Consider the following 22,243-nt stretch of genomic DNA (forward strand, 5'->3'; position numbering starts at 1 on the left):
TATTATATGTCGGGCTACATATTTTTTACGACAGACAAGGTACAATACAAAAGTATAGATACCTGAAAGGATGGAGACTTTTACATGAATTTTAAAAAAATCGGTGTCATCGGTGGTGGCACAATGGGTCAAGGGATTGCTGAAATGCTGGCAGCCAAAGGCCTGGATGTTATGCTTGTGGAGAAAACCGCAGAAAGACTGGACTATTCCTATGCAATGATCGAGACAAGTCTCGACAAACAGCTGGAGAAATGGGCAATTACCCAAGCTGAAAAGAAACTGATTCTTAGCCGTATCGAAAAAGTAACACATTTCGCTGAACTTAGCTCCTGCGATATGGTCATTGAGACTATCACCGAGGACCTGGAAGCCAAGCAAAAGGTATTCAATCAGCTCGATCAGGTATGTCCGAGCCACATTATTCTGGCCAGCAACACGTCTACACTCAGCTTGACTGAGCTTGCCAGCTCTACAATGTACCCGGAACGCGTCATCGGCATGCATTTCATACATCCTGTAGCGAAGGTAGATCTCGTCGAGATCGTGCGCGGACTGAAAACTTCTGACAGCACTTTTGAAGATACCAAAGCCTTTGTTGATGAAATTGTTGAGAAAAAAGGCGTCATGATCTACGAATCCCCAGGATTTGTATCTTCACGCCTCATTTGCCTGTTCATTAACGAAGCTATGCATGTCCTGCAGGAAGGTGTCGCTTCTCCTGAAGATATTGATGATGCTATGCGTATCGGTTATCAATTCCAGCACGGGCCGCTTGAAATGGCTGACCGTTTCGGTCTGGATTCCGTTCTTGCTGCACTGGAGAATATGTTCCGGGAGTACGGCGAACTGAAATACCGTCCGTCCACTATTCTCAAGAAAATGGTTCGTGCAGGACAACTGGGCATGAAATCGGGCGAAGGATTCTTCAAGTACGACAAGGATGGTGACCGTGTATGAATATTCTAGTAATTAACTCAGGAAGTTCTTCATTGAAATACCAGCTCTACAATATGACCGATGAATCTGTACTTGCCAAAGGTCTGGTAGAACGCATTGGGATGGACTCCTCCATTCTGAATCACAAGCCAACAGGCAAACAGGAAATTACGGAAGTCAGTGAGATCCTTGAACATAATACTGCGATCCGCAAAGTGCTTGCTTGTCTGACTGACAAAGAGCACGGAGTGATTGCTTCAATCGACGAGATTAACGCAGTTGGACACCGTGTAGTTCACGGGGGCGAATTCTTCAAGGCTTCCGCGCTGGTTGATGCCGATGCCAAAACCAAGATCCGCCAATTGTTTGACCTTGCACCGCTGCACAATCCGGCAGCTATGATGGGGATTACGGCAACCGAAGTGAATATGCCTGGTGTACCGCAGGCCGTTGTTTTTGATACTGCATTCCATCAGACTATGCCTGAGAAAGCTTATATGTATGCCATTCCTAGAGTGTTGTACAACAAATACAAGGTTCGCCGCTACGGCGCACACGGGACTTCCCATGATTTCGTGAGCAAGGCTGCTGCAGAATATCTGGAGCGTCCGCTTGAAGACCTTAAGATCATTACTTGCCACATCGGTAACGGTGCGAGCGTAACTGCTGTTGACGGCGGGCTGTCCATTGATACTTCGATGGGGATGACACCGCTTGAAGGTCTGATGATGGGTACCCGCAGCGGAGACCTTGATCCGGCAATCGTTCCATATGTAATGAACAAGGAAGAGCTCTCCGTTGGCGAAGTGAATTCAATGCTGAACAAACACAGCGGACTCTTGGCTATTTCTGGCGTCAGCAGCGATATGCGTGATATTATTGATGGTGCGGAAAAAGGCGAGCCGAACTCTACACTTGCTTTTGAAATGTATGAGTATCGTCTGCGGAAGTATATCGGTTCTTACGCGGCAGCGATGAATGGAGTAGATGTGATCGTATTTACTGCCGGTGTCGGCGAGAATGCCGCCTTGCTGCGTGCCAAAGTGCTGAATAACCTAACTTACCTTGGTATTGAACTGGATGCTGAAGCCAATAAGGTCCGCTCCGGTGATCCGCGCCGTATTTCTACGGCAGAATCCAAGGTGCAGGTGCTCGTGGTTCCGACAAACGAAGAGCTTGTCATTGCACGCGATACTTATCGTATTGTGCAAGGAATTAACGGCTAAATCAGAGGAGAGATCAGTAGGGATGGCTAACAAGAGTGTAATCAAGAACGTGAATGAGCATGTTGGGGAAAGTGTTGTAATCGGCTGTTGGGTGAACAACAAGCGCTCCAGCGGTAAAATTCAGTTCCTGCAGCTTCGCGATGGTACAGGCTATATCCAGGGCGTTGTGGTGAAATCGGAAGTGCCGGAGCAGGTCTGGGACGATGCCAAGAGCCTCACCCAGGAAAGCTCATTGTATGTGACCGGAATCATCCGTGAAGAGCCCCGCAGTCAATCTGGATTTGAGATGACTGTAACCGGTATAGAGGTACTGCATATTACAGAGAATTATCCAATTACCCCGAAGGAGCATGGTGTTGATTTCCTGATGGATCACCGTCATCTCTGGCTTCGTTCCGCGAAGCAGCGGGCAGTGCTTGTGATCCGTGCGGAGATTATCCGGGCGATCCAGCAATTTTTCAATCAAAGCGGATTCACGAAGGTAGATCCGCCGATCCTGACTCCAACGTCTGCTGAAGGTACGACGAACCTCTTCCACACCAAATATTTTGATGAGGACGCTTATCTAACACAAAGTGGACAACTGTACATGGAAGCGGCGGCGATGGCACTTGGCCGCGTGTATTCCTTTGGCCCGACTTTCCGTGCAGAGAAATCCAAAACCCGTCGTCATCTGATCGAGTTCTGGATGATTGAGCCGGAAATGGCTTTCACGGATCATGAAGAAAGCCTGAAAGTTCAGGAAGAATTTATTAGCTTTATTGTTCAGTCTGTATTAACCAACTGCCGTGCAGAGCTGGAAGCGGTAGGCCGCGATGTGTCCAAGCTGGAGAATATCAAAGCACCGTTCCCGCGTATCACCTATGATGATGCGATCAAATTCCTGAACGATCACGGACATGAAATTGCCTGGGGTGATGATTTCGGTGCGCCGCACGAAACAGCGATTGCGGAGGCTAATGACAAACCGGTTTTCATTACGCATTATCCAGCTTCCTTTAAGGCATTCTATATGAAGCCTGATCCTGAACGCCCTGAGGTTGTACTCTGCGCCGATATGATTGCTCCTGAAGGCTATGGGGAGATTATTGGCGGATCCCAGCGTATCGACGATCCGGCTTTGATGGAAGAGCGCTTCAAGGAACATAATCTTTCAATGGATACGTACAAATGGTACATGGATCTGCGCACATATGGTTCTGTGCCACACTCCGGTTTTGGTCTTGGACTTGAACGGACGGTAGCCTGGATTTGCGGTCTGGATCATGTACGGGAAACGATTCCGTTCCCTCGTACACTGTACCGTTTATACCCATAGGCTATCAAAGGGGGCTGCGCATGGAAGGCAAAGGATGGAGTACCTGGGGCGAAGGCGTATCTTTTGGCCTCCAGAACGGGATGGCCGTCATTCCTTACGCACTCTTGAAGTATTACCGGAAGCTGAACTTGACCGGCAGTGAAGCGATGCTGCTCATTCATCTACTATCGTTCCGCCAGGTGGAGGGAATTGAATTCCCTTCTCTGGAAGAGCTTCAGACAGTAACCGGACGTAGTGCAGCGGCGATAGCGGGTGAACTGCAGAAGCTTATGAAGGAAGGTTTCATCAGTATTGATGAAGCCCACGACGAGCTGAGGGACATCCACTATGAGTGCTATAATTTCTCCGGTTTATATAACAAGCTAGGTGCTTTTCTGTCGGGAGCAGTTCAGGAATCCGTAAATGAGAGAAGCAAACCTGATAGTGTGCCAAGTCACCGGGCGTCAGCACATCACATAGGTGTTCCCGCTCCGGATGGGGGCTACGGCAGTCCGGCCGCTCCTGTAAGCAAGGATGCGGAGGAGAGCCGAAGTCTGTTCACTATTTTTGAGAAGGAATTCGGACGTCCACTTTCCCCAATGGAATGTGAAACCATCTCCGGTTGGGTAGATCAGGATAAATATCCGGAAGAATTGATTCTCCTCGCTCTGAAAGAGTCTGTATTCGCCGGAAAAGTTCATTTCCGCTATATCGACCGTATTCTGCTGGAATGGGCCCGCAACCGGGTTAAGAATGCCCAGGATGTCAAGGTCTACTCCCAGAAATTCCGCAGCGGAGGCAGATGATAAGAGGACCAGCTGAAGTTTCTTGTCTCAACAGGACGGGTAGCTTTTCAACTTTTTCCTAACATAAAAACAACCGTACTTCTATTGGCTGATTTAGCCATGTGAAGTACGGTTGTTTTGTTTTGAAGAAAGGATTTATGAAAGCTCCTTTTCCAGTGCAGCACCCATTTCGCGGGAGCGCTCGGCGCAGCGGTTAACGGCGGAGATTACAGTCTCGAAGAAATCACCTTTTTCCAGCACCTCTAGAGCAGCCTGGGTGGAGCCATTCGGTGAGGTGACTTTTTTACGCAAGGCAGCTGGCTCTTCGCCGGTCTGCTGTACCATCCTGGCAGCGCCCAGTACAGTCTGAACGGTGAGCTCTCTGCTCTGTTCAGCCGGCAGACCTCCACGAATTCCTGCAGCAATCATAGCCTCCATCATGTAATAGATGTACGCTGGACCACTGCCCGAAATTCCGGTCAGGATTTCCATGCGTTCTTCATCGATTACTGAGGTTAATCCAACCGCTTCGAAGATGTTGAGCGAGGTCCGGCGGCTCTGTTCATCCACTTCTTTGGAAAAAGCAATGCCAGTTGCACCAAGGCCGATGGAGCTTGAGGTGTTGGGCATGGTACGGACAATCGGTTGAGGCTTCCCTAAGAGGCCCTGCATTGTACGGATAGTCATCCCTGCGATCACAGAGATTATTAGCTGATCAGGAGAGAGCAGAGGACTCAGACCGCGCAATGCTTCGGCAGCATCTTTAGGCTTCATAGCAAGCACGATAACCGGTGCTTTGCGTAGATATTCATTTTTTTGTTCAACATCATTGCTGCCGAGCACTCCATAACGGCTGCGGAGCTCGCTCAGGCGTTCACTGCTGCTCCGGTTCAGCATCACGATGTTACCGGAATCCACTACATTACGGGCAATCATGCCGCGTACAATCGCTTCCGCCATCGAGCCAGCGCCATAGAAAACAATATTGTGATTAATTAAAGGTATTGCAGGTTGCTGACACATGGCTTAAGTCCCCCTAAAAGTATTGTGATTACATCAGAATGAAATATCTTCGTAAAACTGGCTACGGAAGCAAGGGGTTATCCCCGGATTTGTCCGGAACCGTGAATTTTGTACTTGGTTGATGTCAGTGCGGGTAGTCCCATAGGACCGCGGGCATGGAGCTTTTGTGTGCTGATGCCGATCTCTGCCCCAAACCCGAACTCGAAACCATCAGTGAAACGCGTTGAAGCATTATGATAGACAGCAGCAGCGTCTACCTCTTGCAGGAAACGTTCTGCGTTACCCACATCCGCGGTTACGATGCATTCAGAATGCCGGGTACTGAACTCAGCAATATGCTGAAGCGCTTCATCCAGCCCGCCGACGATTTTGATATTAAGGATATAGTCATTGTACTCCGTAGCAAAATCATCTCTGGATGCCGACAATGCCCATGGAATGGTTGCAACCGTCTCTGGACAGCCCCGCAGTTCTACAGGAATTTCGCGGAACGCTTCTGCCACTGCAGCTAGATGTTTTGCAGCAAATTCCCGGTGAACCAGTAGCGTCTCCATAGAGTTGCATACGGAAGGACGCTGGGCCTTGGCGTTCAGGCTGATCGACATTGCCATGTCAGGATCAGCGCTGGCATCAAGATAAGTATGGCATATGCCTGCCCCTGTTTCAATGACAGGCACAGTAGCATTGAGCACCACATTCTGAATCAGTGAGCTTCCGCCGCGTGGGATGATTACATCCAGAAGTCCGTTCAGCTTCAGCATCTCATCTACCGAAGAGCGGTTCGGATCTTCGATCAATTGCAGTGCTTGGCTTGGAATGGCCGTTTCATCGAGGGCGCGGTGTAGCACTTCGATGATTTTGCGGTTGGATGACAGGGCAGAGGAGCCACCCCGGAGGACAACAGCATTCCCTGTTTTTAGGCATAAACCTGCTGCATCTACAGTTACATTAGGACGTGCTTCGTAGATAATGCCGATAACACCTAGAGGTACACGGATTTTCTCAATGAACAGTCCGTTCGGACGTTCGAAGGTTTCAAGGTGGTCGCCGATAGGATCAGGCAGTACGGCTATTTGCCGGAGTCCTTCTGCGATGCTTGTGATCCGGCCAACATCCAGCGCCAGCCGGTCAAGCATTGATTCGGGCGTACCGCCGAGCCGTCCGCGCTCCAAATCTTCGTGATTAGCGGCAATAATCGCTGGCGCTTCACGGATCAAGGCATCGGCCATGATCAGCAAAGCCTCATTCTTTTGACCGGTGCTCAGGCTGGCAAGGACCCCGGCAGTTTCTTTAGCTAATGTTGCTTTGTTTACAACCTCACTCATGGTTAACCCTCCTAATGGTTTTTTGGGCAATATAGCAAGCACAATCCCGATATTGTCAGATAGGCTTCAATCGGTTATCTCAAAGTAATCCATTCATCGCGGTGGATGACCTCCAGCCGGTGAACTTCACCCAGCTTGGGTACGATCTGACCGCTGGGCAGTCCCTGAATACTGCGGAGCTGGTTGTCGTCGTAATTCACTATTCCCCGCCCGAGCAGCTTGGCATCAGGTCCGAGGACTTCCACAACATCTCCAGAATGAAAGTTCCCTTCAATCCGTTTCACACCAACAGGCAGCAGGCTATGTCCGCCATGGAGAAGGGCTTCCACTGCACCTTCATCCACATACAGGGAGCCAAGAGGAGTGGACATGAAGCCGAGCCACTGTTTCTTAACGGGCAAGGAGGACAGGGTAGTGGCAAAATAGGTCCCTTTTCCGTTGCCTGCGGCAGCCAACTGTAAATCGCCGGGCTCGATTGCTCTGCCTATGAAGACAGGAACACCGCCGCGTGTGGCGATTTTGGCGGCATCAATCTTAGAGCGCATGCCGCCTGTGCCTACACTGGAGCCGGCGCCTCCGGCAAAAGCATAAATCTCAGGAGTGATCTCCTCGACGCGCTCATAGCGTACGGCCGCCGGATTCTTGCGGGGATCACCACTGTATAAGCCGTCCATATCGGTCAGAATAAAAAGGTGGGAGGCTTTCAGAAGATTAGCTACCAGGGCTGATAAGGTATCGTTATCGCCAAATTTCAACTCATCTACCGAAACCGTATCATTCTCATTAAATACGGGAACAGCTCCTTGCCGCAGAAGCTCCTCTACCGTCATCACAGCGTTGTTCATTGCCCGCCGGCTACAAAAGTCAGTCCGGGTCAGCAGAATCTGGGCAGTAGGAATGTCATGCTCCGCAAAGGCTTCCTGATAGGCCTGCATCAGCATCACCTGGCCGACTGCAGCTGCAGCTTGCTTCTCATGAAGTAGCTTGGGACGTGTTGGGTAGCCGATGCCCCTGAACCCGGCTGCTACTGCCCCGGAGGTAACCAGCAGTACTTCACACCCGTCCTTACGCAGTCCCGCAATTTCGGCGGCAAAGAAGGCTACGGCTTCCCGGTTCAGCCCGCCTTCAGGTCCAGTGAGCGAGCTGCTGCCGATTTTGACCACGATTCGTGTCGTCAATGTAGTTCACTTCCTTCTCAAATTTGCATCTATCTATTGCTGAAAACGACAAAAAGCCCCCATCCTTAGACTTAGCAAAGGACGAAAGCTTGTTAACTTCCGCGGTACCACCTTCATTGATGAGGGTTCATCCGACTTCATTCTCATAACGGGAGTTACCGTCCTGTCAGCGCAGGCCGCTCGGGGGTAGGATTCGGAATGGACAACCGCGGTAAATTCTCCCAGCCTGCCGGAATTTACTCTCTGTTCACGGATAATCGCCAATTCGTACTGGTCCCGTCTTCACGTTTCACTATTTGTCATTTAGAATACCATGCAAATGGCGGGTTTGCAAAGTGCAGGAGGTGTAATATTTTTGCCAGTGGAGTGATTCTTCGGAATAAGGATTATCCTTAGGGCGAGCCCTCTTATCTCATCTATGAGACGGGAAGGCCCTTATTGTGTATTCATGAGCTGCCGGGTTGTAGCTAGTGATCTGTAAGATCTTTGACCGTTGTTTTGAAGGTTTCCATAAAAGCTTCTGCAGCTTTGGATAAATAGCGTCCACGGCGGTAGGCAACCACCAGCGTACGGCTGGGCACCGGTTCGGCCAAAGGCAGATAGACAGGAACAAACTCACTGCGCGGTGCACGGGCGATAAAGTGGGGGACCAGAGTCACGCCCATGCCGGTTGCGACAAGCGATTGAACGGTCTCCATATTGTTGCTCTCAAATACGATGCGGGGTTCAAAGCCTGCTTCCCGGCACAATTCGACGGTCATTTTACGAAAGCCCTGTCCCTCTTTTAGAACGATAAATGGCTCATCCTTAAGTTCCTGAAGAGAGGTGCGGGTTCCGGATGCAATTCGCGCGGCGAGCGGGTGCTCTGGCGGCACAGCCAGGTCAATCCGCTCTTCACCCAGCACCTCGTAGGCGAGTGTCGGAATTTCCAAAGGCAGGGAGAGCAGGCTCAAGTCCGTCTGGCCGCTGGCTGTGAGTTTTTCCAGATTCATGGATGAATCTTCGAGCAGCGTGATTTCGACCTCAGCGAATTTGCTTTTGAACACAGGCAGTACATGCGGCAGCAAATGCGCACCCGTGATAGGCATGCTTCCTACAACCACATGTCCGGTCCGCAGCTGGGAGATATCCGACATCTCCTGCCGCAGAAGTTCCACTGCATCAATAATCGTCTGCGCCTGTTCAACAAATTTCTCCCCGGCATGAGTCAGTTCCACTGAACTTGTATTCCGCTGGAAAAGAAGAACACCAAGCTCCTTCTCAAGCTTCGAGAGCTGCTGGCTGAGTGAAGGCTGGGCGATATGCAGCTTGTCTGCCGCCCGGGAAAAATTCCGTTCTGCCGCAATTTGCAAAGCGTATTGCAACTGTCTAAGTTCCATCGAAAAGACTCCTTAATTATTCAAGTTATAGTTATAAGTATAACCTATAAGTAGAGGGAGTAGTTATGTAGCACTGTCTTTATAGGTCAAACCTATGACTTTTATAGAAATCATATCTTGGAATTATAAACGTGGCGATGTTATATTTAATTCATTCAAGAGAGACTCGACTTTCTCTTCCAATGAACGATTCTACTTTATGAGGTGAAAACATGGGCAACAAGACAATGTTTGAAAAGATTTGGGACAATCACGTTATCCACCAGGAGGAAGGCAAGCCAAGCATCATTTACATTGATCTGCATCTGGTACATGAGGTTACTTCCCCGCAGGCTTTTGAAGGGCTTCGTCTTAGCGGCCGCAAGGTCCGCCGTCCGGGTCTTACTTTTGCCACTATGGATCATAACGTACCTACCAAAGACCGTTTCAACATTACTGATCCTATATCCAAGCAGCAGATTGATACCTTGTCGCAGAACTGTCGTGATTTTGGGGTAAGACTCTTCGACCTGAATGATATTGACCAAGGTGTAGTGCATGTTATGGGTCCAGAAATCGGATTGACTCATCCAGGCAAAACCATTGTATGCGGCGATAGCCACACCTCTACACATGGAGCGTTCGGCGCTTTGGCTTTTGGCATCGGGACCAGTGAAGTAGAACATGTGCTGGCCACCCAGTGTCTGCAGCAATCGAAGGCCAAAACGATGGAGGTCCGGTTCGTAGGCAAACGTAATCCAGGAGTCACCGCAAAGGATATGATTCTCGGCGTGATTGCCAAATACGGTACGGATTTTGCTACCGGCTATGTTATTGAATATACCGGTGAGGCGATTCGTGAGTTGTCGATGGAAGAACGTATGACAGTCTGCAACATGTCGATCGAAGGCGGTGCAAGAGCGGGTCTGATTGCTCCGGATGAGACTACTTTTGACTACCTGCGCGGACGCCAATACGTACCGCAGGGTGAAGCTTACGAAGCTGCCATTGAAGACTGGAAAGGTCTTGTCAGTGACGAAGGTGCCCAGTATGATACGGTTGTTGAATTTGATGTAGAGACATTGATTCCGCAGGTAACCTGGGGAACCAGCCCAGGTATGGGTACGGATATCAGCTCTACAGTGCCGAATCCGGCGGATTTTACAACAGAAAATGAACGCAAAGCGGCTGAAAAAGCGCTGGAATATATGGATCTGGTACCAGGAACACCGATTTCCGAGATCGGTATCGATTATGTTTTCATCGGATCCTGTACGAATGGACGTATTGAAGATTTGCGGGCAGCTGCTGAAGTAGCCAAGGGACATAAGGTATCCAGTCAGGTTACGGCCATTGTGGTTCCGGGATCGGGACGTGTGAAGCTTCAGGCAGAGAAGGAAGGGCTTGACCAAATCTTTACTGAAGCAGGATTTGAATGGCGCGAAGCGGGCTGTAGTATGTGTCTGGCCATGAACCCGGATGTTCTGCAGCCAGGACAGCGCTGTGCATCAACTTCGAACCGTAACTTTGAAGGACGTCAGGGACGTGGCGGACGCACGCATCTGGTTTCTCCTGCTATGGCGGCTGCCGCTGCGATCAAAGGCCATTTTACGGATGTACGGGACTGGAATTATAAGACGGAAGCCGTCAACGCATAGAAACTGAGAGAGCAGGAGGAAATAATCATGGAAGAATTCAAGAAATTAACCGGACTCGTTGCCCCGGTGGACCGGGTAAATGTGGATACGGATGCTATTATTCCGAAGCAATTTTTGAAACGGATCGAACGCACTGGATTTGGACAGTTTTTGTTCTACGAATGGCGTTTTGATGAAGCTGGCAACGACAATGCGGCATTTGAAATGAACAAACCCCGGTACAAAGGGGCTTCGGTTCTGATCTCCCGGGCCAATTTCGGTTGCGGCTCTTCACGTGAGCACGCGCCATGGGCGATTATGGATTATGGCTTCAGAGTCGTAATTGCTCCTTCATATGCAGATATTTTTTACAATAACTGCTTCAAAAATGGTATTCTTCCGATTAAACTCTCGGAATCCCAGGTGGATGAGCTATTCAAACGTACGGCCGAGCATGAAGGATATCAATTGACGGTGGACCTGGAGAATAACCGGCTTAGTGATGAATACGGCCTCAGCATTACGTTTGAGCTTGATGAGCACCGCCGCCAATTTCTGCTGCAGGGTCTGGATGATATCGGACTTACTCTTCAGCATGCGGACGAAATCGCCGCCTATGAGGAGCGTCACGCTGCTAAGCTGTTTTCTTAAGAGAAGTCAATACGAAAACTTTACAAGATTTACACAAAACTTCTATTTCCGGGTGTCGGAAATAGAAGTTTTTTTGCTATAATCGTTATATTCATTGTACAGAAGGTAACTTTTGGAGTTTTCTGTCGTCTTAATCTTATCTATATCTTTGTATCTATCATTTGCCAGAAGGAGAGGAAAGGATGAGAAGAGCCGGACAACGGGTGTTATTTCTTTTACTGCTGCCACTGCTATTGCTTTCATTCGCCGGCCATGAAGCCGCTGCTGCCGGGAACAGCACGGGCAGAATTGTAATGGACAACAAAGAATTAATGCTTCCCAAGGGAGTCAATCTGGAAAATGTAAATGGAAGCGTTATGATACCAATTCGTGTAGTGGTAGAGAATTTGGGGTTTAAGGTATTGTGGGAGCAGGAGTCACGTCAAGTCACCGTTCAGCAGGACGGGAAAAGTGTTCAGCTGGCCGTGGGCAGCAAAACAGCCCAAGCCGACGGAGTGTCTTTGTCGCTGAATGCAGCGCCGAAGCAGACCGGCGGCACCGTACTGGTGCCGATCCGTTTTGTCAGCGAGCAGTTTGGACTGAAGGTTGGATGGGACAACAGTGACAAAACAGTCTACTTGAGTGGCGGAATACCTGCTGAACCTGCCGGTTCAAATGTTCCACTTCCATCGTCAACGCCATCGCCAACACCATCGTTAACACCCACACCATCGCCACAGGCAAGCTCTGTGCCTACAGACGGGTCTGGTACAGTAGGAGATATTGTATCCGGTGTGATTGCACCTACACCTACTCCTATTCCAGGAAGCGCGGGTACGGTTGCTTCTTCGCCTCAGGTTATGGGTGCTGTATTCAGCGAGAACAGACTGATCATCGCTGCAGCTGGTGGGGCCAAACCGACTGTAAGTCGGATCGGCAATCCGGAACGTATTATCATTGATTTTCCTGGTGCTGTATTTGCATCGGATTTTGCAGGGAGCTTTCCTGGTGCCTCTGCTGGCGGGAGCCCTCAGGGGAAGCTTGATGTCAGCGGCTATCCGCTAATTACCGAAGTGAGGTACGCGCTCTTCAGCGTAAGCCCGCCTACCGTCAGATTTGTCATCCAGACCGTTGGAAGCCAGCCTTATCAGGTAAGTACGGATGACAGTACAGGACTTGTAACCATAGATTTGAATGTTGGGAGTATAGAAGCACCAGCCCCCGGAGGAACCGGAATTACCGGGAAGCCGATAGTCGCCCTTGATGCAGGCCATGGAGGCTCGCAATCCGGAGCCGTCAGCTTGACGGGCAAACTGGAGAAAAACTTTAATCTTGCTGTAATTCTAAAGGCAGGTGCACTGCTGAAGCAGGAGGGATTGGTTGACGTTATCTACACGCGTACGACTGACAGCACACTTGGACTGCAGGATCGTGTTGCGATAGCGGAAGCGGCAAAGGCTAATTTATTTATCTCCGTGCATGGCAATTCTTTGCCTGCTGAGTATCCGAACAGAGATAAGGTCAATGGCAGTGAGACTTATTATTCGCGGACAGAAAGTCTGCCACTCGCCCAGATCATGCACAAGCATCTGGTAGCAGGAACAGGCTTCAAAGATAATGGGGTAAGAAATAAAAGTCTTCATGTCACAAGAGAAACCAGCATGCCTGCTGTGCTTCTGGAGGCTGGCTATCTTACTAATCCGGGTAACGAATCGGCAATGTACAGCAATCTGTTACAGGATAATCTTGCCCGCGAAATCGTTGCCGGAATTAAGGAATATCTAGGATTGTAGCGGGTGTTGCCCCGAAAGATACAGGTACTGAAATAAGTTTTTGAATGGCAGATATTCGCAACTTTTATGGACAGCCGGCGTCTAACGAATGTCGAAGGTTGTCAGTCGGATTGTCAGCATGAACGCTTTTACAGGCGGAATACTAGATTTTTAGAGGTGAAGAATGAAGAAATTTGTTTTTATGCTGTTGCTGCTGCTCTTTGTATTGGTTCTGCCGGAACAAGGACATGCCGCCTCCGGGACCACCACGATTAATCTGGATGGCAAGGAGCTTAACGCAGGACAGAAGGTTTCTGTTGAAAATGTGAACAACTCTATCATGGTACCACTTAGGATGATTGCCGAGAACCTTGGATACAAGGTAGATTGGGATCAGAAGAGCAAAACGGTTACGATTGAACAGCAAGGTAAGACCATCAAGCTGATTGTGGATCAGACAGCGGCTTCCGTAGATGACAAAACTGTGATTCTAACAACAGCACCTCTGCTAAGGAGCGACACAACACTCGTGCCGATCCGGTTCATCGGAGAACAGTTTGGTTTAAAGGTCAACTGGGATAACACAGCCAAGGTTGTGAATCTTATTACCCCAGAAATACCTGTAAGTAACACTGGTACTGGAGAGAGTACTGTTGGCGGCGGGAGCAGTGTAATTGTACCTCCAGCGGGTCAGACGGCTAACTTAACCATGGTCAATGGAGTCAGCTTCAGCGAGAACAGGCTTACTATTGCAATGGATGGAAGTTCGCAGCCGAAGGTATCCAAGGTATCTGGACCAGAGCGGATCGTGATTGATTTGCCGAATGCTACATTCTCGGATGTTTTTGGGACAGGTCAAGTGCTTGATCCGAATTTGAACGGTAAACTTACCGTGACGGATTATCCGGATGTTTCAGGTGTTCGCTACTCGCTATACAGCACTAATCCTTACACCGTTCGTTTTGTTATTGATCTGAATCAAGTCAAGAACTATAGCGTTGATGTGTCTGGAGAGACCTCCAAGCTTGTTGTTGTTGATTTGAATGCGGTAAGCACCGACGACACTGCGACATTGCCGGGTAACAGCGGACGCAAACTTGTAGTGCTCGATGCAGGACATGGAGCTAAGGATTCTGGTGCTGTCGGGATTACCGGCAAATACGAGAAAAATTTTAATCTGGCCGTTGTACTGAAGGCTGCCGCACTGCTGAAGCAGGAAAAAAACATCGATGTTGTTCTTACCCGGAGCGATGATACCTTTCTGGAACTAAAGGACCGTGCGGGAATGGCCAATAATCTCAAAGCGGATCTCTTTATTTCTGTTCACGCGAACAGCAGTGGTTCATCCGTTTCGAGCGGATCAGAAACCTATTATCAGCGGGAGGCCAGCAAGGCTCTGGCAAACGTAATGCATAAGTATCTCGTTCAGGCAACCGGATTAAGTGACCGGGGTGTCCGGTATGGGAACTTTCACGTTATTCGTGAAACGACTATGCCTGCCGTTCTGCTGGAGGTCGGTTACCTGAGCAATAAAGGAGACGAATCCTTGTTGTTCTCAGAGGCTCTGCAGAATAAAGTAGCAGCAGGTATGGTTGCCGGTATAAAGGAATATCTCAAATTATAGCAGCAGCCAAGCGGCAGAGCGGGGCCGCAAAGTCAGCTTTCGGCCGTACCATCAGGTCAAAAAGGCTTTGCGGCCCTGTCTGCCCATATTCATCCAGAGGGGGTAATTGTAAATGAATAAGAAATGGACCTATGCAGGTATTGCAGCAGTGCTTCTGCTTGTGATCGCCGGATGCGGTGATAAACCTGCTGCAGCTCCGGCGGATCAAGCAGGACAAGATTCCACAACGGTTGTGAACGGCGCCGGGAGTACTGCTGGCAGTAACAACGTGAGCGAGGATCCTGAAGCCAGTGCCACTGCTCAGCCGACAGCAGAATCTGCAACTCCTTCACCAGCAGCTACAGAACAGCCAACAGCCCCCGCCAAAAAGAGTCAGAGCATTTCTGTGTATTTCACCGATCCTCAGCAAATGGAGCTGGTTCCCGCTAAATCTGAAATTAGCTATACAGATGATGTGGAGAAGTACAGTGAGGCCTACAAAGCTCTGCAGAGCAGCACGAACCCTGAACAGATTCCTCTGTGGGGTAAAATAGAGCTTAAATCTCTTAAATTTGCGGACGGCCAGATTACCATGGACATCCATAAACCGGATGAAGCCCAGCTTGGTGCCGGCGGTGAGGCTTTTGCCATCAGCGCACTGGCCCAGACTCTGTTCCAATTTGAAGAAGTGAAGAGTATTGAGGTTTTAGTGGATGGTGAACAAGTGGAAAGTCTCATGGGACATGTGGATCTCGAGCATCCAATGACTAGAGAAAACAGCGGTCTATAAGGAAAATGCAGGAAAAAGCAGTTAATCGGCGAAATTAAATACTGGCATTTCAGATGATCATAGAGAGGGGAATATCCTATTGTCCGGGCAAAAAAGGTCAAAGCGTTCTATTCATAATTATTCCAGTAAAGCGGTAACCGTAATTCTGGCTGGCACGATGGTGCTTGGCGGAGCAGCTTCGGCGTTCGCCGATACAGCTGCGGTAGTAACAACACCAGCAGCTATCGCAGCTGCTCCCGCGGCTGCTGCAGGGATTTTTACTGACGTGAAAAACGGCTTCTGGGCCGAAAAACATATCTATAAATTGGCCTCCCAAGGGATTGTTGTAGGCAACAACGGTCTGTTCCGTCCGGGGGATTCCGTTACGCAGCAAGAGGCGGTACTCATGGCACTTCGTTTCATGAAGCTGCAGGGCAATGTGAACAATAATACGGATGTAGTACTTCCTACAGATTTCAAAGTAACCAATTACTATAAACCCTATGTAATACTTGCTTTCCAGCAGGGACTCCTGGACAAGACGGTTGAAATGGCTGCGGATAATCTGAAGACCTCATGGGGAGAACGCAAGGCCAGCCGTGAATGGATTGCTGAGTTATTGATCCGTGCGCTGGGTAAAGGTCAGGAAGCCGTTGCAGTATCCGGTGAACCGACAGGCTTTGCTGATGATGCCAAGGTTACGGCAAACAAACGGGGATTCATTAATGCTGCAGTGGATTTGGGCCTGGCCAACGGACTGGATGGCAACCGATTTGATCCGCAGGGTGCTGTAACCCGTGCGCAGCTGGCCACTTTCTTCAGCCGTGCTGAAGCACACAATACCCTAGACTATGACAATACCGTCAAAGGCAGCATCAGCGCCCTTCAGGACGGGAAGTTGACCCTGTACAGCAATGGGAACACTTCCGGGTATAATTTGACACCGAGCACAGCATACTTTAACAGCACTTCAGATACCAGAATCAATTTTAGTGATATTAAGCCTTATACCAAAGTGACTGTTATCGGAGCTACCTACAATGCCGCTTATGTTGAAGTGACAGATCCGGTGCAGCAGGTGCAGAGCATAGAGGGCGTATTTGCCAAAATCACTCCGGGTACGATCTGGCTGGATTCTCCATCCGGATACGATCAATACAGCTATGATGGAAGCACCACTTTTGTGGATGTGAATGGTGCTGCAATTACTCCATCTTCAATTACTTCAGCCAGCAAAGTTTCACTGCTACGGGAAACCTTCAGCGGTGCGAACAAGCTCGTCAGAGTTCAAGTGACCTCTGGTATGGTGAACAAAACAGCGACCGGAACCCTTCAAAGTGTCGATACTGCAGCCAAGAGAATTACCTTTAAAACAGCCGAAGGTGTAACCGAATCCTTCAATTGGGAGGAAGGATCAACACTGTTCAGTTCGCAAAGCGCAGTCCTGACTCCAGCTGATCTGAAGACGGGGGCATCGGTCAAATACACAGTTAAAGATAATGTGATCCGAGCTATAGAAGTGACTTCAGGGGTTGAGCGAACCGTAAAAGGGGCGATTACTGAGCTGACCAGTTCAACAATCGTGTACAAAAAATCGGATGGCACGCTTGAGGTGAAGCTGCTTGGCACTAAGCCTGTCATCGTAATCCCTGGCGTAGCCACTCCGCTCATCAGTGATCTGATCGCCGATACAACGGCTGGGGACAATGTGCAAATTACGCTGAACAGTAGTGATCAAGTGACCAAAATCGAAGTGCTGAGCCGCCAAATTTCCTTGTATACGGGAGCGTCTGTGGTGGACTACAGTGCCAAGACACAGCTTTTGACCTTAATGGATACCAGTGGCAAAGCACAATTAGTGAAGCTTGATTCGAACACCAAGCTTGCATATGATGGGGCGGTAACCACCTCACTCACCAATATGGGGTACAGACTAACTGAAGGCCGTAAAATTGATGTGGTTGCTGCCGGTCAGCGCGCACTTTCAGTGGAGACTAGCACCAAATATGAAGGCACGTTAAGCGCCATAAATACAACGACCAGAATGATGACCATCAAACTTGCCAACGAACAGCTGCTAAGTTTGCCTTATCCTCAAACCGTGGATATATTTGGCCGTGTTACTTCGTCGATTTCTGATGTGGCTCTGGGCAGCACCGTCACAGCTTTCCTTGCTGATAATCAAAATGTGATTTCTGTACTACGTGTTAATTCATCGTTGCAACTGGAGATCATCAGTCTGGATTCGACTACCAATAAGCTAGGAGTGAAGTATTCCGATGGCACAACTGTGCTGAACACTCTGACACTGCCGATCACAGACGAGTCCGGACAAACTATCAAAATCAGTGATTTGAAGGTGGGCGGCTTTGTAAATGCCACTTTTAGCGGCAGCACACCGCTTTCCCTTCAGGCGGTTAAGCTTACTACTGGACAACTGACTGCAGTAGATGCCGCCGCCGGAACATTGACTGTGAAGGATTATATTAGTGGAATACAAACCTTCACAGCGACTGGCGGGGTCAAAATTATCCGCGACGGTTCCACCGCTACTACACTGGGTTCGCTTACTACTGCTGACCGTGTGGAAGTGCGCAAGGACTCCGCTGGAGCCCTAATAATTCGTGTATTGAGCCAGCAGACACGAACTTTCTGGCGATACGAAAGCGCAACGAATAAGGTTCTGGTCAAACGCTCAAGTACGGAGGATAACAATTACGAATTTGTTCTGGCTTCGAATGTATATATTCATCAAGGCGACACGACTTTATCCGTGCAATCTATCAAAGAAAATGATAATATTATAATGTATTTCAATAATAATATTCTTGTTGAGATCGCGAAACAATAAGGGCTTGGTGATTTTCCGTGTGAAACACCGTCTTGATTCAGGCGTTTTGCCTGTTTCAAGACGTTTTTTTTGAAATGACTGTACAAATGAGAAGTTACACTCGCTACAAGCGGCGTAACACTCCGTGGAGGGGACACTATGAAGGTTGCAGAGGTCCGCCACATCCTGGATACCATCGGAGAGCTGTTTCCTGATGCGCATTGTGAGCTGAATCACCGCAACGCTTTTGAGCTTACGATAGCCGTGCTGCTCTCAGCCCAGTGTACGGACGCAACAGTGAATAAAGTAACCGAGGACCTGTTCCAAAAGTATAAAGCCCCGCTCGATTATGTTTCAGTACCGATAGAGGAACTTGAGAGTGACATCCGGCGGATTGGTCTATACCGTAACAAAGCAAAGCATATTCAAAGTCTCTGTTCAATCCTGATTGAGCAGTATGGTGGAGAGGTGCCCCAGGCACATGATTTGCTGGTAACCCTGCCGGGTGTCGGTCGCAAAACCGCGAATGTGGTAGTATCCAATGCTTTTGGAGTACCGGCCATAGCGGTGGATACACATGTCGAGCGGGTAGCTAAGAGGCTTGCCCTTGCAGGCTGGAAGGATTCCGTGCTGGAAGTAGAGAAGAAGCTGATGAAGGCGGTGCCGCGTGACGAGTGGACACTCACGCACCACCGGCTGATTTTTTTCGGCCGCTATCACTGCAAAGCACAGAACCCCAAATGTCAGGTATGCCCGCTGCTGGATGTATGCCGGGAAGGTAAGAAACGTATGAAAACAGCTGTAATCAGGAAAGCTAAGAATCATACGGAAACAAGAATGAAGAGTTAGAGATGAAGAAGAGGATGGGATAGAGATGAAGTGCATTTCTGTATATACCGACAATTTTGAAGCGTTCTCCGATATTTTTGAACGTGTTGTAGAAAGTCCGCTTGAGGAAAACGAAGAACAGGAAGTGGAAGGCATCACAATCAGCCACTCCGGCGATGTGCCTGAGCATTACCTGGAACGGATGTCCCAAAAACCTGAAGTGGTCGTGATGAGAGACAAATCCCGTGGTCTGACTATTCTGCAGCACGGCAAGGTTTTCGAAATTCTGCTGCCAGTTCTGGAAACTGCTTAAGGAATTAACGTGGTTCTATTAGTATAAGTGACCCGAATATGTTGTGGATAAGCCGGCCCTGTGGCCGGCTTTTTGCTGTGCCCCATAAGAACGTCTATTGTTTCTGCAAAATTATTTGGGCTCGGGGACATTCTCGACGAATGCCTTGAGCACCGATAGTCTGTCATCCCAGTAGGTCTCGAAGAAAGCTAACCAGTCTTTAAGTTCTGCCAGAGGCTCAGGGTGAAGCGAATACCTTGTCTCCCTGCCAACCCGTCTGGAGCTGACAAGACCTGCTTCCGATAAGATGTGCAGATGTTTGTTAATGGCTGTACGCGAGAGAGGGAAGTTCTCCGAGATGGCCACAATCGGCATATCGTTATGGACGAGCAGCTTAAGCACGCTTCGGCGGGTGGGATCTGCGATCGCCTGAAATACATCATGTTTGAGGACTGGAACAGCCATGCCTAAGCCTCGGTGTAACGAACCAGGCTCTTATGGACAATACCCTCCCAGCCGCCGTTCATGATGTCGTGGATCACCGAATGCGGTTGTCCGAACTCGGTAACCTTTGCTTCATCCCAGCCGGAATGAATAAGGGTGAACTCTGTTTGCTGATTGCCCAGCTCTTTCAATTCAAATGCCAGATGCCAGTCCTTGCCCCAGTCAAAGCCCAGCCGGTGAGGAGGAGCGAGTTCAGTAACTTTGCAAGGAGAATCACCAAATTGGCCTGAACGCAGAATAAATTCCTTACCTAGGACCGGTTCAAATGTATTGTCCATCCACCAAGCTGCCATTCCCTCGGATGTGGACACGGCTGTCCATACTTTTTCAATAGGTGCGTTCAGAACTACAGTTTTGCGGATTTCAGGCAATGTCTTTTCTTTGTGCATTAGTTACCTCCAGGGGTTGTACAATTTTTTGAATTCGTGATTCATTGTAACACCATATGGTGTTATTTTTCAATGCTTACGAGTAAGCTAACCTGGTATAGTCTTTTCTTACTCCGGAATAAATATGAGAAGATCAAGAAGTTTGTAAAAAAGATGCCTGGGATTGTGAGATTCGTGAGGGATTATAGGGGAATTTGTAAATAGTTCTGATTTGAATTGTGGCAAACTGGTGATAAAATGTAATTATTCTATTCTTGGTAAGCTAAAGAGACACGAAGCAGCGAAGGTGGGAGTAAACGTGGGAGCGGAACGGGCCAAATTGGAGAATGAAATTGTGAAGAAACTGTCCTTTTCGGGGCTTAAGAAGCTTATGAAGCAATGGGACGATCCGGCTGCAGAACAGATTATCACAGATCTGGAGTCAAAAGCTGCTGCAGATGAGCTGACCTTGGCCTTTTGCGGGCATTTCTCGGCAGGGAAATCGAGTATGATTAATCTTCTGTGCGGGAAGTCTGTATTGCCTTCCGGACCGGTTCCGACCAGTGCGAATATTGTCTCCATCCGGAGTGGAACCCCTCGTGTTCTACTGTATCCGCAAACCGGTGATACTGGAATCCAGCCGCCTCCATTGGAGACGACCCCAGAAGATCTGCAGGACTATTGCCGCAAAGGCGGCGAATACTCTGCCATATCTGTATGGGAAAACGTACCGCTGCTGGGGAATCATGGGGTTCTGATGGATACACCGGGAGTGGATTCAACCGATCACGGACATCAGGCGGCAACGCATTCGGCACTCCATTTGGCTGATGTAGTCTTCTATGTGATGGATTATAACCATGTGCAATCCGAGAATAATCTGGCTTTTGCCAAAACACTTAGTGAATGGGGCAAGCCGCTGTATCTCATCATTAATCAGATTGACAAGCACCGTGAACAGGAAATTACGGTAGAGGTGTACCGGCAGCAACTGGAAAGCGCTTTCGGACAGTGGGGGATAGAGCCGGCAGGAATTCTCTTTACATCCCTTAAGGTTCCGGATCATCCCTTAAACCAGTGGAAGGATCTGCTGAATTTGATTGCGAAGCTCCTGGAACAACGGGATGAGCTGCTTCAGTATAGTCTGACGCGTTCTCTTTATCATACTGCAGATGCAGCCAAGACCGCTTACCGTGAAGAGCAGCGGGAGGAAAGGGAACATCTGCTGGAGGAGGCAGGAACAGCGGAGGAACGGGAATACGTGGAGCGGGAGCTTCTCGAATGCGCGGATGAGCGGGCAAGGATTGAGGGGCTGGCTGAAGAAGCACGGCACCATCTTCGAACCCGTCTGGATGCGCTGCTGGGGAACAGCAGCCTGATGCCGGCAGAGGTACGGGAAGCAGCCGGAGCCTATGCTGAAAGTGTCAGTCCCGGCTTCCGCAAGGGGCTGCTCTTCACGGCAGCGAAGAGGGAGAAGGAACAGCAGAAACGGCTGGCCGCCTGGCATACGCTGCAGAGCCGGGAGATCGAAGCCCAGCTGGAATGGCATCTGCTCCAGCTGGTCCGGCAGTGGGGAGAAGAACTCGGAGTCTGGGATGACGCCGCGGAGAATGCCCTTAAGCAGGCGTTCCCGGCGTTCAGCCCCAGTGTGCTGGCGGCTGCCGTCCAGCCGGGAACCGGCTTCAGCGGCGAGGCGCTGCTGAATTTCTGCCGCACGCTTGCGGCAGAGATCAAGAGCCAGTTCCGGCGTGCCGCACTTGGCATCGGCGATGAGCTGCTGGCGAAGCTGCCGCCGCTCCTGGACGAGCGGCGCGCGGCTCTGTCGCGCCGCGAGGCAGCCCTGCAGCGGCAGGCGCGCGCGCTCAGCGCGCTGGCTGCCCTG

The 22,243-nt window shown here is 49.6% G+C and carries 19 protein-coding genes; 13 read left to right on the plus strand and 6 right to left on the minus strand.

Features of this window, described 5'->3' with window-relative positions; translation table 11 throughout:
- Positions 1-84: 84 nt before the first annotated feature.
- From AC0MA3_RS18905 to AC0MA3_RS18920, 4 genes are read left to right on the plus strand one after another with little or no spacing between them, the layout of a single operon-like run.
- Positions 85-957 (plus strand): 3-hydroxyacyl-CoA dehydrogenase family protein, encoded by an 873-nt coding sequence (locus AC0MA3_RS18905; RefSeq protein WP_379162467.1) that lies wholly within the window; start codon positions 85-87, stop codon positions 955-957.
- Positions 954-2,162: an acetate/propionate family kinase gene (locus tag AC0MA3_RS18910; protein ID WP_379162470.1), complete on the plus strand. Its 1,209-nt coding sequence runs from the start codon at positions 954-956 to the stop codon at positions 2,160-2,162. The genes AC0MA3_RS18905 and AC0MA3_RS18910 overlap by 4 nt, the downstream gene beginning before the upstream one ends.
- A 22-nt stretch (positions 2,163-2,184) precedes the next feature.
- Positions 2,185-3,480 carry an asparagine--tRNA ligase gene (gene asnS / locus AC0MA3_RS18915; protein ID WP_379162473.1) on the plus strand — a complete coding sequence of 432 codons (1,296 nt, stop codon included), beginning with the start codon at positions 2,185-2,187 and terminating at the stop codon, positions 3,478-3,480.
- A gap of 20 nt (positions 3,481-3,500) precedes the next feature.
- Positions 3,501-4,265 carry a DnaD domain protein gene (locus tag AC0MA3_RS18920; RefSeq protein WP_474657287.1) on the plus strand — a complete coding sequence of 255 codons (765 nt, stop codon included), beginning with the start codon at positions 3,501-3,503 and terminating at the stop codon, positions 4,263-4,265.
- Positions 4,266-4,400: 135 nt separating this feature from the next.
- Here AC0MA3_RS18920 and proC read toward each other — a convergent pair whose 3' ends face one another.
- The 4 genes from proC to AC0MA3_RS18940 form a co-directional block, all read right to left on the minus strand.
- Positions 4,401-5,267: a pyrroline-5-carboxylate reductase gene (gene proC / locus AC0MA3_RS18925; RefSeq protein WP_474657288.1), complete on the minus strand. Its 867-nt coding sequence runs from the start codon at positions 5,265-5,267 to the stop codon at positions 4,401-4,403.
- 77 nt (positions 5,268-5,344) lie between these two features.
- On the minus strand, positions 5,345-6,592 hold the full coding sequence (locus AC0MA3_RS18930) for a glutamate-5-semialdehyde dehydrogenase (protein WP_474657289.1): 1,248 nt from the start codon (positions 6,590-6,592) through the stop codon (positions 5,345-5,347).
- Positions 6,593-6,666: 74 nt separating this feature from the next.
- Positions 6,667-7,770 (minus strand): glutamate 5-kinase, encoded by a 1,104-nt coding sequence (gene proB / locus AC0MA3_RS18935; protein WP_474657290.1) that lies wholly within the window; start codon positions 7,768-7,770, stop codon positions 6,667-6,669.
- Positions 7,771-8,237: 467 nt separating this feature from the next.
- Entirely contained in the window at positions 8,238-9,149 is a 912-nt protein-coding gene (locus AC0MA3_RS18940; RefSeq protein ID WP_379162488.1) for a LysR family transcriptional regulator, read from the minus strand.
- A gap of 212 nt (positions 9,150-9,361) precedes the next feature.
- Here AC0MA3_RS18940 and leuC point away from each other — a divergent pair, with 212 nt between their 5' ends.
- The 8 genes from leuC to AC0MA3_RS18980 all read left to right on the plus strand — a co-directional run bounded on the left by leuC (position 9,362) and on the right by AC0MA3_RS18980 (position 19,510).
- On the plus strand, positions 9,362-10,786 hold the full coding sequence (gene leuC / locus AC0MA3_RS18945; RefSeq protein WP_379162491.1) for a 3-isopropylmalate dehydratase large subunit: 1,425 nt from the start codon (positions 9,362-9,364) through the stop codon (positions 10,784-10,786).
- A 27-nt stretch (positions 10,787-10,813) separates the two neighbouring features.
- Entirely contained in the window at positions 10,814-11,416 is a 603-nt protein-coding gene (gene leuD, locus AC0MA3_RS18950) for a 3-isopropylmalate dehydratase small subunit (RefSeq protein ID WP_379162494.1), read from the plus strand.
- 182 nt (positions 11,417-11,598) lie between these two features.
- On the plus strand, positions 11,599-13,188 hold the full coding sequence (locus tag AC0MA3_RS18955) for an N-acetylmuramoyl-L-alanine amidase (protein ID WP_474657291.1): 1,590 nt from the start codon (positions 11,599-11,601) through the stop codon (positions 13,186-13,188).
- A 163-nt stretch (positions 13,189-13,351) separates the two neighbouring features.
- A complete protein-coding gene (locus AC0MA3_RS18960; protein WP_474657292.1) occupies positions 13,352-14,791 on the plus strand; it encodes an N-acetylmuramoyl-L-alanine amidase in 1,440 nt (479 codons plus the stop codon).
- Between the two features lie 112 nt (positions 14,792-14,903).
- Positions 14,904-15,560, plus strand: coding sequence for a GerMN domain-containing protein (locus AC0MA3_RS18965; protein WP_379162503.1), 657 nt, complete (start codon positions 14,904-14,906; stop codon positions 15,558-15,560).
- A gap of 79 nt (positions 15,561-15,639) precedes the next feature.
- Entirely contained in the window at positions 15,640-18,390 is a 2,751-nt protein-coding gene (locus AC0MA3_RS18970) for an S-layer homology domain-containing protein (protein ID WP_474657293.1), read from the plus strand.
- 138 nt (positions 18,391-18,528) lie between these two features.
- Positions 18,529-19,218 (plus strand): endonuclease III, encoded by a 690-nt coding sequence (gene nth, locus AC0MA3_RS18975; RefSeq protein WP_474657294.1) that lies wholly within the window; start codon positions 18,529-18,531, stop codon positions 19,216-19,218.
- A 25-nt stretch (positions 19,219-19,243) separates the two neighbouring features.
- Positions 19,244-19,510 carry a hypothetical protein gene (locus tag AC0MA3_RS18980; RefSeq protein WP_020432793.1) on the plus strand — a complete coding sequence of 89 codons (267 nt, stop codon included), beginning with the start codon at positions 19,244-19,246 and terminating at the stop codon, positions 19,508-19,510.
- A 111-nt stretch (positions 19,511-19,621) separates the two neighbouring features.
- Here the strand turns inward: AC0MA3_RS18980 and AC0MA3_RS18985 are convergent, their stop codons facing one another.
- Positions 19,622-19,954, minus strand: a complete 333-nt coding sequence (locus tag AC0MA3_RS18985; protein ID WP_474657295.1) for an ArsR/SmtB family transcription factor — start codon at positions 19,952-19,954, stop codon at positions 19,622-19,624.
- Between the two features lie 2 nt (positions 19,955-19,956).
- Entirely contained in the window at positions 19,957-20,382 is a 426-nt protein-coding gene (locus tag AC0MA3_RS18990; protein ID WP_474657296.1) for an SRPBCC family protein, read from the minus strand.
- Between the two features lie 298 nt (positions 20,383-20,680).
- On the opposite strand from AC0MA3_RS18990, the gene AC0MA3_RS18995 reads away from it, so the two are divergent.
- On the plus strand, positions 20,681-22,243 hold a 1,563-nt coding region (locus tag AC0MA3_RS18995), incomplete at its 3' end, for a dynamin family protein (protein WP_474657297.1).

It is taken from the genome of Paenibacillus sp. LS-5, from assembly GCF_056121505.1.

Coding starts and splice junctions, on each gene's coding strand:
- AC0MA3_RS18905 (WP_379162467.1), top strand. CDS start 85: ATGAATTTTAAAAAAATCGGTGTCATCGGTGGTGGCACAATGGGTCAA.
- AC0MA3_RS18910 (WP_379162470.1), top strand. CDS start 954: ATGAATATTCTAGTAATTAACTCAGGAAGTTCTTCATTGAAATACCAG.
- asnS (WP_379162473.1), top strand. CDS start 2,185: ATGGCTAACAAGAGTGTAATCAAGAACGTGAATGAGCATGTTGGGGAA.
- AC0MA3_RS18920 (WP_474657287.1), top strand. CDS start 3,501: ATGGAAGGCAAAGGATGGAGTACCTGGGGCGAAGGCGTATCTTTTGGC.
- proC (WP_474657288.1), bottom strand. CDS start 5,267: ATGTGTCAGCAACCTGCAATACCTTTAATTAATCACAATATTGTTTTC.
- AC0MA3_RS18930 (WP_474657289.1), bottom strand. CDS start 6,592: ATGAGTGAGGTTGTAAACAAAGCAACATTAGCTAAAGAAACTGCCGGG.
- AC0MA3_RS18940 (WP_379162488.1), bottom strand. CDS start 9,149: ATGGAACTTAGACAGTTGCAATACGCTTTGCAAATTGCGGCAGAACGG.
- leuC (WP_379162491.1), top strand. CDS start 9,362: ATGGGCAACAAGACAATGTTTGAAAAGATTTGGGACAATCACGTTATC.
- leuD (WP_379162494.1), top strand. CDS start 10,814: ATGGAAGAATTCAAGAAATTAACCGGACTCGTTGCCCCGGTGGACCGG.
- AC0MA3_RS18955 (WP_474657291.1), top strand. CDS start 11,599: ATGAGAAGAGCCGGACAACGGGTGTTATTTCTTTTACTGCTGCCACTG.
- AC0MA3_RS18960 (WP_474657292.1), top strand. CDS start 13,352: ATGAAGAAATTTGTTTTTATGCTGTTGCTGCTGCTCTTTGTATTGGTT.
- AC0MA3_RS18965 (WP_379162503.1), top strand. CDS start 14,904: ATGAATAAGAAATGGACCTATGCAGGTATTGCAGCAGTGCTTCTGCTT.
- nth (WP_474657294.1), top strand. CDS start 18,529: ATGAAGGTTGCAGAGGTCCGCCACATCCTGGATACCATCGGAGAGCTG.
- AC0MA3_RS18980 (WP_020432793.1), top strand. CDS start 19,244: ATGAAGTGCATTTCTGTATATACCGACAATTTTGAAGCGTTCTCCGAT.
- AC0MA3_RS18985 (WP_474657295.1), bottom strand. CDS start 19,954: ATGGCTGTTCCAGTCCTCAAACATGATGTATTTCAGGCGATCGCAGAT.
- AC0MA3_RS18990 (WP_474657296.1), bottom strand. CDS start 20,382: ATGCACAAAGAAAAGACATTGCCTGAAATCCGCAAAACTGTAGTTCTG.